Source organism: Streptomyces sp. UG1, from assembly GCF_049974585.1.
Classification (GTDB): domain Bacteria; phylum Actinomycetota; class Actinomycetes; order Streptomycetales; family Streptomycetaceae; genus Streptomyces.
The window spans coordinates 1-14246 of the sequence record NZ_JBNGGG010000092.1 but is presented as its reverse complement, the minus strand read 5'-3'; the positions used below and the strand labels follow the sequence as shown (position 1 = coordinate 14246).

The 14246-nt window shown below is 71.9% G+C and carries 14 protein-coding genes and 1 pseudogene; 5 read left to right on the top strand and 10 right to left on the bottom strand.

The features are described from left to right. Window positions 1-83 precede the first annotated feature (83 nt). Window positions 84-824, top strand: a complete 741-nt coding sequence (locus ACP4J3_RS49620) for a sirohydrochlorin chelatase (protein ID WP_426544707.1) — start codon at window positions 84-86, stop codon at window positions 822-824. Window positions 825-856: 32 nt separating this feature from the next. Here the strand turns inward: ACP4J3_RS49620 and ACP4J3_RS49615 are convergent, their stop codons facing one another. From ACP4J3_RS49615 to ACP4J3_RS49600, 4 genes are all read right to left on the bottom strand, one after another. Continuing rightward, complete coding sequence (locus ACP4J3_RS49615; RefSeq protein WP_426544705.1) at window positions 857-1147, bottom strand: hypothetical protein; 291 nt, start codon at window positions 1145-1147, stop codon at window positions 857-859. Window positions 1148-1241: 94 nt separating this feature from the next. Further along, window positions 1242-2261 (bottom strand): ketopantoate reductase family protein, encoded by a 1020-nt coding sequence (locus ACP4J3_RS49610; protein ID WP_426544703.1) that lies wholly within the window; start codon window positions 2259-2261, stop codon window positions 1242-1244. A gap of 2 nt (window positions 2262-2263) precedes the next feature. After that, complete coding sequence (locus ACP4J3_RS49605) at window positions 2264-2638, bottom strand: DUF4440 domain-containing protein (protein ID WP_426544701.1); 375 nt, start codon at window positions 2636-2638, stop codon at window positions 2264-2266. Continuing rightward, on the bottom strand, window positions 2631-3179 hold the full coding sequence (locus ACP4J3_RS49600) for a DUF1697 domain-containing protein (protein ID WP_426544699.1): 549 nt from the start codon (window positions 3177-3179) through the stop codon (window positions 2631-2633). The genes ACP4J3_RS49605 and ACP4J3_RS49600 overlap by 8 nt, the downstream gene beginning before the upstream one ends. A gap of 306 nt (window positions 3180-3485) precedes the next feature. Here ACP4J3_RS49600 and ACP4J3_RS49595 point away from each other — a divergent pair, with 306 nt between their 5' ends. Further along, window positions 3486-5753, top strand: coding sequence for an MMPL family transporter (locus tag ACP4J3_RS49595; protein WP_426544697.1), 2268 nt, complete (start codon window positions 3486-3488; stop codon window positions 5751-5753). An 89-nt stretch (window positions 5754-5842) separates the two neighbouring features. On the opposite strand, the pseudogene ACP4J3_RS49590 reads toward ACP4J3_RS49595, so the two are convergent. From ACP4J3_RS49590 to ACP4J3_RS49570, 5 genes and pseudogenes are all read right to left on the bottom strand, one after another. Further along, window positions 5843-6339: pseudogene (locus ACP4J3_RS49590) on the bottom strand (glycosyl transferase); the annotation flags it as partial. Between the two features lie 6 nt (window positions 6340-6345). Next, complete coding sequence (gene erm, locus ACP4J3_RS49585) at window positions 6346-7125, bottom strand: ErmE/ErmH/ErmO/ErmR family 23S rRNA (adenine(2058)-N(6))-methyltransferase (protein WP_426544695.1); 780 nt, start codon at window positions 7123-7125, stop codon at window positions 6346-6348. A 280-nt stretch (window positions 7126-7405) separates the two neighbouring features. Then, a complete protein-coding gene (locus ACP4J3_RS49580; RefSeq protein ID WP_426544693.1) occupies window positions 7406-8689 on the bottom strand; it encodes an ABC transporter substrate-binding protein in 1284 nt (427 codons plus the stop codon). Then, window positions 8689-9522, bottom strand: coding sequence for a carbohydrate ABC transporter permease (locus ACP4J3_RS49575; protein ID WP_426544691.1), 834 nt, complete (start codon window positions 9520-9522; stop codon window positions 8689-8691). The genes ACP4J3_RS49580 and ACP4J3_RS49575 overlap by 1 nt, the downstream gene beginning before the upstream one ends. After that, window positions 9519-10454 carry a carbohydrate ABC transporter permease gene (locus ACP4J3_RS49570; RefSeq protein WP_426544689.1) on the bottom strand — a complete coding sequence of 312 codons (936 nt, stop codon included), beginning with the start codon at window positions 10452-10454 and terminating at the stop codon, window positions 9519-9521. Before ACP4J3_RS49570 ends, ACP4J3_RS49575 begins: the two co-directional genes overlap by 4 nt. Before the next feature lie 171 nt (window positions 10455-10625). Between ACP4J3_RS49570 and ACP4J3_RS49565 the strand changes: the two genes are divergently transcribed. Continuing rightward, a complete protein-coding gene (locus tag ACP4J3_RS49565) occupies window positions 10626-11489 on the top strand; it encodes a phosphotransferase enzyme family protein (RefSeq protein ID WP_426544687.1) in 864 nt (287 codons plus the stop codon). Window positions 11490-11540: 51 nt separating this feature from the next. Here the strand turns inward: ACP4J3_RS49565 and ACP4J3_RS49560 are convergent, their stop codons facing one another. Further along, window positions 11541-12449 (bottom strand): LysR family transcriptional regulator, encoded by a 909-nt coding sequence (locus ACP4J3_RS49560; RefSeq protein WP_426544685.1) that lies wholly within the window; start codon window positions 12447-12449, stop codon window positions 11541-11543. A gap of 92 nt (window positions 12450-12541) precedes the next feature. On the opposite strand from ACP4J3_RS49560, the gene ACP4J3_RS49555 reads away from it, so the two are divergent. Then, a complete protein-coding gene (locus ACP4J3_RS49555) occupies window positions 12542-13558 on the top strand; it encodes a DMT family transporter (RefSeq protein WP_426544683.1) in 1017 nt (338 codons plus the stop codon). Further along, window positions 13504-14031 carry a YbaK/EbsC family protein gene (locus tag ACP4J3_RS49550; protein ID WP_426544681.1) on the top strand — a complete coding sequence of 176 codons (528 nt, stop codon included), beginning with the start codon at window positions 13504-13506 and terminating at the stop codon, window positions 14029-14031. Before ACP4J3_RS49555 ends, ACP4J3_RS49550 begins: the two co-directional genes overlap by 55 nt. The last annotated feature ends 215 nt before the right edge of the window (window positions 14032-14246 follow it).

Sequence of the window (14246 nt, the reverse complement as noted above, 5' to 3'; positions counted from 1 at the left end):
TCGCCATCGACCTGCTGATCTTCAGCCCACTCGAGCGATGGGTACTGCGCAGCCGCGGCCTGCTGGCAAGGAGCTGAGGTCCTGTGATCACCAAGCCGGTTCTTCTCGTCATCGCCCACGGCAGCCGCGACCCGCGGCACGCCGCGACCGTGCACGCCCTCGTACGGCGGGTCCGGGCGCTACGCCCGGACGTACGGGTGGAGACCGGCTTCCTGGACTTCAACATCCCGTCCGTGCAGGGAGTGCTGGAGTCGCTGGCGGCTCAGGGCGTCCGGGACGTGGTGGCCCTCCCCCTGCTGCTGACCCGCGCCTTCCACGCGAAGGCCGACATCCCGGCGGTCCTGCGGGACGCGCCGCCGACGCTGCGGATCCGGCAGACGGAGGTGCTGGGCCCGTCGCCGCTGCTGCTGTCGGCCCTGGAACGCCGACTGTACGAGGCGGGACTGACGCCCGCCGACAAGTCCTCGACCGGGGTCGTCCTGGCCTCGGCGGGGTCCACCGACCCGGAGGCGATCGCAGTGATCGCAGAAATCGCGCGGGAGTGGCGGCACACCGGTTGGTGCGCCGTGCGGCCTGCGTTCGCCTCCGCATCTCTTCCCCGCACCGAGGACGCGGTGCGCGAGTTGCGCGCCCTCGGCTGTGAACGGGTCGCCGTGGCGCCGTACGTCCTGGCCCCCGGATTCCTCCCGGACCGCATCGCGCGGGGCGCGGCCGAGGCGAATGTGCTGGCGGACGTGCTGGGACCGGCGCCCGAGGTGGCGCGGGTGCTGCTGGAGCGCTACGACGCGGCGCGCGTGCCGGTGCTGGCGGCGGTCGGGGCCTAGGGGCGTTCTGAATGTCCGCGCCGCGACCGGTGTCACAGGTCGAGGGCGCGGGCGATCTCCTGGACCAGGGCCAGGCTGCCGCTGCCTGCCGACACACCGGTGCCGATGGCCTCCAGGGCGAAGCGGATACGGCCTCGGTTGGCGGGCAGGCCGTCCTGTGCGGCATGGCCCAGCTCGGTCCTGATGATCTCCCCCTGTGGGAGCAGCGCCGGGTTCTCGAAGCTCAGGCTCTCGACAAGCCGCTCCGCGAGGATCAGCATCGCCTCCGGGTCGGCACCGGCGTGGGCCGGCCCGTTGATGTCGGGGCTGTTGTAGCCGCTCACTGTCCCGCCTCCTGTGACACCGCCGTCCTGGCGCCGATCACCCTAGGGACAACGACCGCCTTTTGTCCTGCTGTTGAGCCCACCGGGCACGAGATCACCCCCGTGTGTTGACAACCGCCTCCCCGGCCAGTCGCACCAGCTCCCCCACGGGCATCGATCCCGCCGCCCGCCGCTCGCGCGCGAAGGTGTCGGCGAGGTGCTGGAGCAGCTCGTTCAGCGGGGTCGGCACGCCGTGCAGCCGGCCCAGCAGGACGATCTCGCCGTTGAGGTAGTCGGCCTCGATGGTGCCGGTGCCACGGATCAGGGACTGCCAGGAGGAGCCGCCGCCGCGCGGGGCGCCGTCGAGGGGGACGAGGGTGACCTTGTCGCCCCGTACCGCCCGCTGCTCCTCCGTGCTCGCGTACGGGATCCCGGCGGCGGCGAGCACGGCCGCGCCCTCGGCCCGCACCCGCCGGAACAGCTCGGCGGCCTCCTCGCTGTCGACGGGGCCGGTCACCGCCTCCAGGGCGTTGCCGAGGTTGGCCAGCAGCTTGGCGTACTGCCAGCGCGCCACGTCCGCCACGACCGGCGCCTCGAAGTGCGACTTCTCCAGGTCGGCGGCGATGAGGAGGGCGGTCTCGTCGGTGCCGTGCGGATGGCGGCCGAGGTGGAGGATGCCGGTGAGGGGGCTGCCTGCGGCGGAGACGACGCCGGGTTCGACGTACGTCGACGGCAGCCAGACGCAGACGCCGTAGACGCGTCGGAAGAGCCGCAGGGCGAGGCGCTGGCTCTCGACGCCGTTCTGCGCGCAGACCAGCGGGAGCCGTTCGGCGGCTGTACCGCCGCCCGCGACGGGGGCCGGCCCCCACGTCTGCAGCGCGGCCACGCTGTCCTGTGTCTTCACGGCGAGGACGAGGACGTCGTCGGGCCGCAGCTCGCCGAGGGCGGCCGGGCCGTCGACGGCCGGCAGCCGGTGGGTCAGCTCGCCCTCCGGCACCCTGAGCCGCAGGCCGCGATCCCGTAGGGCCTCGAGATGGGCGCCCCGGGCGACCAGGACGACCTCGTGTCCCGAGCCCGCGAGCCGGCCGCCGATGACGCCGCCGACCGCTCCGGCCCCGATGATGACGTAACGCACGGTCACTCCCCCTCAGGGGTGAACGGCGTCCCCTGATGGAAGTACATCTGCCAGCCGTCGTCCGTCAGCCGCCACAGTGAACTGCGGTGTGCGTGCCTGCCGTTGTACACCGTGTCGAAGGTGAGGTGGACGACGTCCGGGGCGAGCCGGACGCCCTCGATCCCGGACGTGACGACGTACCGGTCCGCCGGATCGGTGTCCCGGGGCAGGCGGTTCACGGTCGACGCCTTGTCCCAGCGCCGTCCCGACGCGCCGAACTCGTGGAACTCGGGGTGCAGCAGCGACCCGAGCAGTTCCGGCGAGCGGCGCACCTGCGGGTCGAGCAGCCTCAGTTCGCCGGCGATGGCGGCCTGCACGGCGGAATCCTGCTCAGTCACTGGTCATCTCCACGAGTTTCACGACGGTGTTCCAGTTGCGGCTGGTGGCGATCAAACCCTTGTTGAGCCGGGGCCGCGAGAGGATTTCGGCGAGCTTGGAGCGGCCCAGGCCGTTCGGGGCGTACAGGTACAGGGCGCGATCGCCGAGCCGGAACTCCTCCGGGAGGTAGGCGGCCTGGTCGATCTCCGCGAAGCGCTCGGCGTCGACCGGGGCGGAGAAGTAGGTGACATGGAGCTGCTTGGGCTCCAACTCGGCTACGGGGAAGGGGCAGTTGTCGACGATCGCCCTGAGGTAGGCGTGGTCGCGCACGATGACGTCCACGGCGAAGCCGAAGTGCCTCTCGATCGCCGACGCGAGCTCCGCGGCGAGGGACTCCTCGTCACCGTGGTCGGAGGCGAACACGGCCTGTCCGCTCTGGAGATGGGTGCGTACGCCGTCGTAGCCGAGGCCGGTCATCAGGGTGCGCAGCTCGGCCATCGGGACTTTTCTGCTGCCGCCCACATTGATGCCCCGGAGCAGCGCCGCATACGTCGTCGTCATCCGGCCACCTTAAGGCGGCCGTCATGCCCCGTGGGGGTGGGCACGACGACCGCCCGGACCCGTAAGTTACTTACCGGTCAGCAAGAGCACAACCTCCGCCTCCCTGATCACCGCCCCCGACACCGCGGGATAGATGTAAGGGGCCGACGTCCTCCCCAGTGCGGAGAGCCCGGCGTCCAAGGGGAGGAGTTCTGGTCGCCGTACTTCACCGGGCAGCACGACGAGATGGCTTTATCCGGCCCATACCTTCGAAACGAAAGGTGACGGCAGGGGGCCGGCACCGCAATACGAGGGGGCAAGCCCGTCATGGGGAACGGAGACTCGCGGGTCCGGGGCCTCGCCGCCCGGGCCGGCGGCTGGAGCGCCCGGCACCGATGGGCCGCCGTCGGCATCTGGGTGCTGTTCGTCGTCCTGGCGATGGGACTCGGTTCGGCGGCGGGCCGGGTCGACGTCAAGGACAGCGACCAGCTCAAGGGCGAGACACACACCGCAGCCAAGATCATCGAGGACGCCGGGATCGAGGAGCCGGCCAGTGAAGTCGTCCTGATCCAGGCCAGGGACGGCTCGCTCAAGGCCACCGACGACGAGTTCCGTTCCGCCGTCACCGCGGTCGTCGACGCCGTCGAGGGCACCGGCGAGGTCACGGACGTGACATCGCCGTACGACACACAGACGATCTCCAAGGACGGCCGCAGCGCGCTGGTGCAGTTCGACATGCGCGGTGAGTCGGACACCGCGGGTGAGCGCGTGGAGCCGGTGCTGAAGGCCGTCGGGGACGTCCAGAAGGACCACGAGTCGCTGCGGATCGAGGAGATCGGCGGCGCGAGCATGATGAAGACGTTCGACGACGCGTTCGGGGACGACTTCCAGAAGGCCGAGTACTCCGCGGTGCCGGTGGCCCTCGGCATTCTGCTGATCGCCTTCGGCGCGCTGGTGGCGGCCCTGCTGCCGGTGCTGCTGGCGATCACCGCGATCATGGCGACGATGGGCCTGATGGGCGTCGTCAGTCATGCCATGCCGATGACCGACGCCGCCAGCTCCGTGATGCTGCTGGTCGGCCTCGCCGTCGGCGTCGACTACTGCCTGTTCTACCTGCGCCGGGAGCGCGAGGAGCGCCAGGCCGGCCGGGACCCGCAGACCGCGCTGCGGGTCGCCGCCGCCACCAGCGGCCGCGCGATCATCGTCTCCGGTGTCACGGTGTGCGTGGCGATGGCGGGCATGCTGTTCACCGGTCTCGCCGAGTTCGAGGCGATGGGCCTGGCGTCGCTGATGGTCGTGGCGGTCGCCATGGTCGGGTCGGTGACGGTGCTGCCGGCGCTGCTGTCGCTGCTGGGCGAGCGGGTCGAGAAGGGCAAGATCCCGTTCCTGCACCCGGAGAGCAAGCTGCGCCGCAAGCGGGCTGACGCGGGCCGCGAGAGCCGGTTCTGGACGGCCGTCCTCAAGGGGGTGCTCGCGCGTCCGGTGATCTCGGTCGTGGTCGCGGCCGGTGCGCTGCTGGCCATCGCGGCTCCCGCGCTCGGCATGAAGACCCAGCAGCTCACGCTGGACAAGGAGTTCGGCGACTCGCTGCCCATCGTGCAGACGTACAACCGGCTCAACGAGGCCTTCCCCGGCGGTTCCGAACCGGCCGAGGTGGTCGTCAAGGCGAACGACATCAACGCACCCGAGGTGAAGTCCGCGCTCGCCGACTTCCGTGAGCGGGCGGTCAGTTCGGGCGCCTCGCGCGGCCCGGTCGAGATCAAGCTGCACGACGAGCAGAACATCGCCTTCGTGTACGTCCCGCTGGTCGGCGGCTCCGACCTCGACAAGGCGGGCACGAGCCTGGACAAGCTGCGCGACGACGTGCGACCGGCCACGCTGGGCAAGGTGGACGGCGTCGAGGCGCCGATCACCGGGCAGGTCGCGGGCTCGAAGGACTTCAACGACCAACTGGCCGGAGCGGTCATCCCGGTCTTCGCGTTCGTCGTGGTCTTCGCCTTCGGGCTGATGCTGCTGTCGTTCCGCTCGCTGACGATCGCCATCACCTCGATCGTGCTGAACCTGCTGTCGGTGGGTGCGGCGTACGGCATCCTCGTCGCCGTCTTCCAGCACGGCTGGGGAGCATCCCTGGTGGGCGCGGAGGGCGTCGGCGCCATCATCACCTGGCTGCCGCTGTTCCTGTTCGTGATCCTGTTCGGCCTGTCGATGGACTACCACGTGTTCGTGGTGTCGCGGATCCGCGAGGCGCGGCTGAAGGGCCGTACGACCAAGGACGCGATCCAGCACGGCGTGGTCACCACGGCCGGTGTCGTCACCAGCGCCGCGGTCATCATGGTCGCCGTGTTCGCGATCTTCGGCACGCTGTCCATGCAGTCCATGAAGCAGATGGGGGTCGGCCTCGCGGCCGCGGTCCTCATCGACGCCACGATCATCCGGGGCGTGCTGCTCCCGGCGGTCATGGCCCTGCTGGGCGAGCGCAACTGGTACCTGCCGAGGTGGCTGCACCGCCTGCCCGACCTGACGCACGACGAGGCGCCGGAGGCGGTGACGCGGGGGGCCGCCCGGGACGACGAGGGCGAGCGGGTGCCCGTCTGACCGCCCCGCCCGATGGACAGGGCCCGTTGACTCCGGGGGAGTCAACGGGCCCTCGCTCATGCCCGGGCCGCCCTGAGCTCCGCCTCGATGAGCTGCGGGACCCAGGACCGTACGTCGACATTCGCGGGTACGTCCCCCAGCTCGGCCGGGTCCACACGGCCGGCTGGTGGGTGAAGGTCGACCCGAGGGAGACGAGCACGACCTTCTCGGCGTCCGCCGGGCGCTGCCAGTCGCCCTCGGCACCGCGGTCGCCCTGGCAGGCGCCGACGAACGTGTACACCGACTCGTCGATGCGGTCGGCGTTGGGCTGAAGGGCCCGCGGGATGAGAACGAGCGAGCGGTCGGGCCGGCCGGCGAGCGGGTCCGGGTGCCGGGTGATGCCGTTCTCCTCCAGCCAGGTGTGGAAGCGGCGGTAGTACGCCTGCCCGCGCTCGGTCTTCTTCGGCTCCGCCCACATCGGCTCGGCGACCTCCTGCTCGTAGCCCTCCCAGGCGACGAGGTTCGGCGAGAGCGAGATCGCGGGCACCCCCCAGCGGTGGACGAGGAAGCGGGCTAGGGCAAGCCAAGACGATACGTCTCGTACCACTCGATTTCATGGCGCCAGCACTTCGTGCAGCCTCAGCCACGCCCCCGGCGGCACCTCGCCGACGAGGGCCCTCGCATCCAGCCGCGCCGCCCGGAACGCCGCGTCGACCCGTCGCCTGGCGTGGGCCCGGCACAGCGAGGCGTGCAGCGAGCCGCCGACCCCGGAGAAGCCCAGCGCGACCAGCCGCCGCCAGCCCTCGTCCGCGCCGGCGTCGAGCAGCGGGGTGCGGCGCCGCTCGATCCGTACGATCCCGGCGTCCACCCGCGGCACCGGCCGGAAGCTGCTGCGCCCGACCCGGCCGACCAGCCGCCACTCGTGGCAGGGCCAGGTCAGGATCGTCAGCCGGGTCCAACTGCCGTAGTCGCCGGTGCGCTTGCGGGCGTACTCGAGCTGGGTGAGGAGGGTGGCGTCGGTGAGGGCCGGGGCCCGCAGGCACCAGTCGACGATGGCGGCGGTGCGGGAGAAGGGCACGTTGCCGGCGACGGAGAACGGCGTGCGCGGGGGCCGTGCGGCGAGGAAGTCACCGGCGGTCACGCGGACGTGGGGCACGCCGCAGAAGCGGGCGCGCAGCCCGGGGACGAGCCGGGGATCGATCTCGTACGCGATCAGCTCGCGGCAGCGCGGGGCGAGCGCCAGTGTCAACGCGCCTTTGCCCGCGCCGACTTCGAGGAGCAGGGGATGGTGTCGCCGGTTCGGTACGGCGAGCCGGGCGAGGCGTTCCGCGGCGGCCCGGTCGGCGAGGAAGTTCTGGGAGAGCGCGCGGGATACGCGGGTGGGGCGGGCCATGGCCTGCGGTCCTTGTCTTCCGTGGAGGGGGAGAAGGGCAGCCGAGGGCCCTGACCGGAAGACAGGAGAGATGAAGAGGGAGAAGCGGACTCGCGCGCGATCAGCGGGCGGCGTGGCTCCCCGGGCCGGTCAGGGCTCCGGGGCCGCGGCGCATCCGTACGGAGTGCGCGCAGCTCCGGCCGTGACCGGTGTTGCAGATCGCGTTGTTCGCTGCCACGGACCGCACGTTAGGCGTGGCGGGGTGACGCGGACAACCGAATTACGCCGGCACCGCATGACGTCAGCGCTGATACCGCGCCAGCACCAGGTTCCCGTCCTCCTCCAGGCGCTCGCGCAGTTCGTCGAGGCCGATGGCGCCGCTGTAGTACTCCTGGAGGGCGGGTGTGGCGACCTTGTCCTTCCACTCCGGGTAGCCGCGGACGGACTGCGCGGGTGCCGAGCGCAGATGGCCGGCGAGGGCGGTGCCGGTGGCCCAGTCGTGCTCGGGGGTGTGCAGGGCCGGGTCCTTCAGCGCCTCGGTTCCGGTGGGCAGCATCCAGTCGCCGAGTGCGAGTCGCACCATGTTCGCGGGACGGAGCAGGAAGTCGATGAACTGGGCCGCCTCCCGTTTGTGCGGGCTGTCCTCGGCGATGGACAGGGTCTGCGGGCTGACGCCCTGGGTGAGCCCGTCGGCGCCCGCCGGGGCGGGCAGCACCTGCCAGTCGAAGCCCTTCGGCGCCTGCTGCACGATCTGCTGGCGGTAGGAGAAGCCGAGCGGGACCATCGCGTACCGGCCGCCGAAGAAGCCGGGCAGGGTGTCGGAGCCACCGCTGCCGAGGGTGGTGGGCGAGGCGCTGCGGTCGGTGCCCACCTGGTCGTGGACGGTGCGCGGCATGACCTCGTCGGCGGCCTCGAAGCGGATGGTGACCTTGCCGTCGGCGCCGCGGTGGAAGAGCTGCCCGCCGGACGACAGCGACAGGTTGAGGGTGGCGGAGACGGGCTCCTTCAGCGGCCAGGCGACGCCGTATCTGCCGTCCCCGCTGAGCTGCGCGGTGATGCTTCTGAACTCGGGCCAGCTCCATGGGCGTTCGGGGGTCGGAATGCGTACGCCGGCCTCCTTCAGCCACTTCGCGTTGGCGACGATCACCCGCGGCTCCTGGAGGAACGGCACGCCGTAGATCCCGTCCCCGAAGGTCGCCGTCTGCCAACTTCGCTGCGGGATGTCGGACTTGAGCCGCTCGGGCAGCAGTCCGGTCAGATCGGCGAGGTAGCCGCCGTACGCGAAGTCCGCGAGGTCGTCGGAGGCGTCATGGATGATGTCCGGGGCGTCGCCGCCCTCGAAGGAGGTGAGGAGCTGGTCGTGCACGCTCTCCCAACTGCCTTGCACATACTCGACCTTGACGTCCGGGTGGGTCGCGTTCCACTCCTTCACCAGTTCCTTGTTGATCTCGACGGACTCCTCCTGCCAGGCCAGGGACTGGAAGCGCAGGGTGATCCGGCCGCCCGCCGAGTCACCGCCGTCGCCGCTGCACCCGGCGAGCAGCAGGGCCAGCACCAGGAGGCCCAACACGGCTTTGCTTCGCATCAGTTCTTCACCGCCCCGGCGAGCATGCCGCCCGTGATCCGTCGCTGGATGACCGCGAACACCACCAGCGAGGGCAGCGTCGCGAGGAACGCGGCGGCGGCCAGCGGACCGAGGTCCGCGACGCCCTCCGCGCCGATGAAGTGGGTGAGGACGACCGGCAGCGTCTGCTGCTGCGGGGTCTTCAGCAGCACGAGCGCGAAGAAGAACTCGTTCCACGCCGTGACGAACGCGAACATCCCCGTCGCCGCGATCCCGGGCGCCAGCAGCGGCGCGGTCACCGAGACCAGGGTGCGCAGCCGCCCGGCGCCGTCGACGGCCGCCGCCTCCTCCAGCTCGGGCGGCACGGCACGGACGTATCCGACGAGCATCCACAGCGCGAACGGCAGCGCCCACACCACGTACACCATGATCAGCCCCGGCATCGAGTTGATCAGCCGCAGGTACTTCAGCACCAGGAACAGCGGGATGATCACCAGGACGAGGGGGAACGCCTGGCTGACGACGACCCAGCCGGTCGCGGCCCGTGCGAGCCGGGTGCGGTGGCGGGCCATGACGTAGGCCATCGGGGTCGCGAGGAGTACGGCGATGAGGGCGGCGCCGAGCGCGGCGATCAGGGAGTTGAGGGCGGCGTGCAGCAGGGGCTGTTCGTCGAAGGCCTGGCGGAAGTTGGCGAGGGTGGGGTCCTCGGGGATCCAGGTGGGGTGCAGGCTGCCCAGTTCGCGGGGCGGCTTGAAGGCAGTGGAGATCAGCCAGAGGAAGGGGAAGACGAGGAAGAGGAGGTAGGCGAGCAGGGCGACGTACTGCCCGGCGCGACCGGCCCGGCTGGTCCTCATGCCCGGTCACCTCCCCTGAGCCGGCCGGCGAGGAAGACGGCGAGGAGTATCGAGATCACCGCGACCATGACGCAGCCCATCGCCGCCGCGTAGCCGAACTGCCCGTACCGGAAGGCCTCTTCATAGGCGAAGAGCATGGGCAGCCGGGTGCGGCCACCCGGTCCGCCGCTGGTGAGCACGTAGACCAGGGCGAAGGAGTTGAAGTTCCAGATCAGGTTGAGCGCCGTGATGGACAGGGCGACGGGTCTGAGGGCGGGCCAGGTGACGGTGCGGAAGCGGCGCCAGGCGCCGGCGCCGTCCACGGCCGCCGCCTCGTGCAGTTCGCGCGGGGTGCTCTGGAGGCCGGCGAGCAGGGCGACCGTCGTGGTCGGCATGCCGGCCCAGACGCCGACGACGATGACGGCGGGCAGGGCGGTGCCGAGCCCGCTGAGCCAGTCGCGGCCGTCGCCGAGGCCGAGGTCGCGGAGCGTCTCGTTGAGGATGCCGGCGTCGGGGTTGTAGACCAGCCGCCACATGACGCCGACGACGACCTCGGGCATGGCCCACGGCACGATCGCCAGGGCCCGGGCGAGCCAGCGCAGACGCAGGTCCTGGTTGAGGAGGAGGGCGAGGCCGAGCGCGAGCAGGAACTGCGGCACGGTGACGCCGATCGCCCAGACCAGGCCGATCCGGAACGACTCCCAGAACAGCGTGTCCTGCAGCAGGTCCCGGAAGTTGAGACCGCCGATCCACTGGGTGGGCTCGGTCCGCCCGGACTGGGCGTCGGTGAAGGACAGCAGGATGCCGTAGAGCAGCGGTCCGACGCTCAGGACCAGGATGGGGATCAGCGCGGGGAGTACCAGGAACCAGGCGCCGCGGTCCAGGACCCGCCGCGGCCCTCTCGCGCCGGGCGCGGCGCTCACCGGCCGCTCCGCCTGGGTCACCGGTGTCACGTAATCCCCCTTTGCCGCGGCCCTCGGACGGGGCCCCGTCATGGTCGTGAAGGCGCCGTGCCCCGTCAAGGCCGCGCGCACGCGGTCCGACCTGTGCAAATGCGAGACTGGGCACGGATGGCGGGAATCCGACGCCAGCCGTGGAGGCGTACGACCGGACGGAGACGGACGATGGACGAGGCGCGGGCGCGGGACGTACTGGCCGCGGCGCAGGTGCTGCCCGGCCCGGCGCGGGACGCGCGACTGCTCGCCCTGGGCGAGAACGCGGTGTTCGCCGCCGGTGACCTGGTCGTCAAGGTGGGCCGCGACGCCGAACTCCTCGACCGGGCGCGGCGCGAGCTGGACATCGCGGTGTGGCTGGAGGAGACGGGTGTGCCGGCGGTGCGGGCCGCCGAGCCCAAGGCGCGGCTGGTGGAGGGGCACCCGGTGACCGTGTGGCACCGGCTGCCGGATCCGGTACGGCCCGCCGAGCCACGCGATTTGGCCGAACTGCTACGGGTCGTGCACGCCCTGCCCGCCCCCTCCTTCGAGCTGCCGCCGCGTGAGCTGCTGGGCGGGGTGGAGCGTTGGCTGCGCCTTGCGGGGGACGCGATCGATCCGGCGGACGCCGCGTATCTGCGGGAGCGGCGGGACGGTTTCGCCGCCGCTGCTGCCGGGCTGACGCCCCGTCTGACGCCGGGCCCGATCCACGGGGACGCGCTGCCGCGCAATGTGCATGTGGGCCCGCACGGCCCGGTGCTGGTCGACCTGGAGACGTTCTCGGCCGACCTGCGCGAGCACGACCTGGTGGTCATGGCCCTCTCCCGGGATCGGTACGGGTTGCCCGCGGCGGCTTACGAGTCGTTCGTCGAGGCGTACGGCTGGGATGTGCGGGAGTGGGAGGGGTGCGCGGTGCTGCGCGGGGCGCGGGAGACGGCGAGCTGCGCGTGGGTGTCCCAGCACGCGCCGGGCAATCCGAAGGCCCGGGACGAGTTCGAGCGGCGGGTGGCTTCGCTGCGGGAGGGGGATGCGACGGTGCGGTGGTATCCGTTCTGAGCGCAGTCTTGGGCAAGGCAAGTGCGACGCCGCTGCGGACGGGGCGCGCGGCTAGGCAGGGTCTTCTCTCTGGATGTCGCGTGCGGCGCGGCGCAGTTCGGTCAGGACCGTGCGGACCGCGGACCTGGCCGTGCGCTCCGGGCGGTACAGGGCGTCGATGTGGCGGCGCGCCTGGACGCCGCTGAGCGGCCGCAGGACGAGGGCCGGGTGCGGGCGTACGGTCCAGCGCGGCATCAGGGCGATACCGCCCCCGGCCGCCACGACCTCGGCCACCACCGCGAACTCGTTGATGCGGTGGGCCAGATCGAGGCGGCGGCCGGCCGCTGCGGCGACGGCTTCGATGACCGCGAGCACCGGGAAGCCGTCGTGCACGGTGATCCACGGCTCGTCGGCCACGTCGCGCGGGGTGACGCGGCGTTTCGCGGCCAGCGGGTGGTCGGCGGGCATCGCCACGTCCAGCGGCTCGCGCAGCAGCGTCGTCGCGGCCACCGTGCGCGGCCACGGCGGGGCGTGGTCGAGGCGGTGGGCGAGGACGATGTCGTACTCGCGGGTGAGCCGGGGGAAGTCCTCCTGCGGTACGTCCTCGTCGGCGAGCCTCGGCACCGGTTTGCCCGGTCCGGACAGCGCGCCGATCAGCGGCGGGAAGAACGCGGCGGCCGCGCTGTGGAACGCCGCCACCGACACCTCCCCCTCCGGCCGCTCGACGAACCCCTCGACGGCGTGCCGGGCGCGTGCCAGCGCCGTCTCCACCTCGATGGCCGCGCCCGCCAGCGCCTGCCCGGCGTCGGTGAGCACCAGGCGCCGGCCCTGCCGCTCGGTGAGCGGGACCGGGATCGCGCGCTGCAGCAGCCGCAGCTGCTGGGAGATGGCCGACGGCGTCACCAGCAGCGCCTCGGCGACCGCCGTGACACTGCCCAGTTCGCCGAGCTCTCGCAGGATCCGCAACTGCCGTTCGTCCATCGCCCCAGTGTAGGGATGATGTAGCTCTGCTAAATGATCCTTTTAGGAAGTGGTTCTGGGCTTCAGGGTTGTCTTCGGTACACCGTAGGTGCGTGTCCGACGTCCGCCGTACCGATGCGGTACTCCTCCTTGTCGCGATCGTCTGGGGCTCCAGCTATCTGTCCGCCCAGACGGCCACCGCCGCGCTCCCCGTCCTGCTCGTGCTGTTCGCCCGCTACGCCCTGTCCGCCCTCGCCTGTCTCGGCCTGGTCGCCTCCCGGCGCCGCGGGTCGGGCGGCTCGCGCCGGTGGACGCGGGCCGAGCTGCGGGCGGGGGTGCCCCTGGGCGTGACGCAGGCCGCGGTTCTGGTCGTGGAGACGTACGGCGTCGCCCACACCACCGCCGCCAACGCCGGCCTCATCATCAGCCTGACCATCGTCCTCACCCCGTTTCTCGACCGCGGCGGCCGCCGCGGCGCACTGCCTGTCCCGTTCTTCGCCGCGACCGGTGTCTGTGTCCTGGCCGTCGGACTGCTCATGTCCGGCAACGGCTTCGACTCGCCCCGCCTCGGCGATCTGCTGATGCTCGGCGCCGCGCTGATCCGGGCCGGGCATGTCGTGCTCGTCGGCCGCTTCACCACCGGGCGGGCGATCCGCCCGCTGCATCTGACGACCGTGCAGACCCTCGTCGGCACGGCCCTGTTCCTGCCGATGGCGGCCCATGGCCTGCCGACGCTGGTCCGCGCGGACCCCGCGATCTGGGCCCAGCTCGTCCATCTCGCCCTGTTCTGCAGCGTGTTCGCCTTCCTCGCCCAGACCTGGGCCGTACAGCGCACCTCGGCCAGCCGGGCCAGTCTGCTGCTGGGCACCGAGCCGGTGTGGGCGGTCGCGGTGGGCGTGGCCCTCGGCGGCGAGCACCTCACCGCGCTCACCGGCTTCGGGGCGGCCCTGATGGTCGCCGGTACCTATTGGGGGCAGGCGGTCGAGCGGGCGCACCGAAGTACACCGGAACTCCGACTCCCCTCGGCCCGGGCCTCGGCCCACTCCCCCGCAACGCACCTCGACAAGGACTCCGCATGCCCGAGCAGACCCACCACGGCCTCCCCCACCACGACACGTACGAGCACCTGATCTCCCTGCTCGACTCCTCCCACATCGACTACCGCCTCCTCGACCACGAGCCCGAAGGCGCCACCGAGGCCGTCTGCGCGCTGCGCGGCCACCCGGCCTCCGAGGCCGCGAAGTGCATCGTGCTGCGGGTGAAAGTGGACCGCCGCACCACACGTCACGTCCTCGCGGTCGTCCCCGGGGACCGGCGGGTGGACCTGGACGCCGTCCGGGCGCTGTTCGACGCGCGCTACGTCGGCTTCAGCGACCCGGAGACCGCCGAGCGGCTGGCCCGCGCCGTGCCCGGCACCGTCCTGCCGTTCAGCTTCGACCCCGGCCTCGAAGTCGTCGCCGACCCGGATGTCGTCGCCCAGCCGAAGCTGTACTTCAACGCGGCCCGGCTCGACCGCTCGCTCTGCATCTCGGGCGCCGACTACGAGCGACTGGCCAAGCCACGCATCGAGCGCGTCGCGGTGCCGGCGTCGGCCCAGGTGTGACGGAGGGCTCGGCGACCGTCAGGCGAGCCGCGGACGGCCTCGCCCACCACAGCCCTCCTGTCCGCCGCCGGGCCTCGGACCATCGCGCCCGCCAATGCTCTTCCCGACACCGGACATCAGTCCGTCTCGCCCACCACGGCCTCCCCCGACACCGGGCCTCAGACCGCCTCGCCCACCGCGCCCCTCCGATCACCAGGCCTCAGACGCCTGACCCA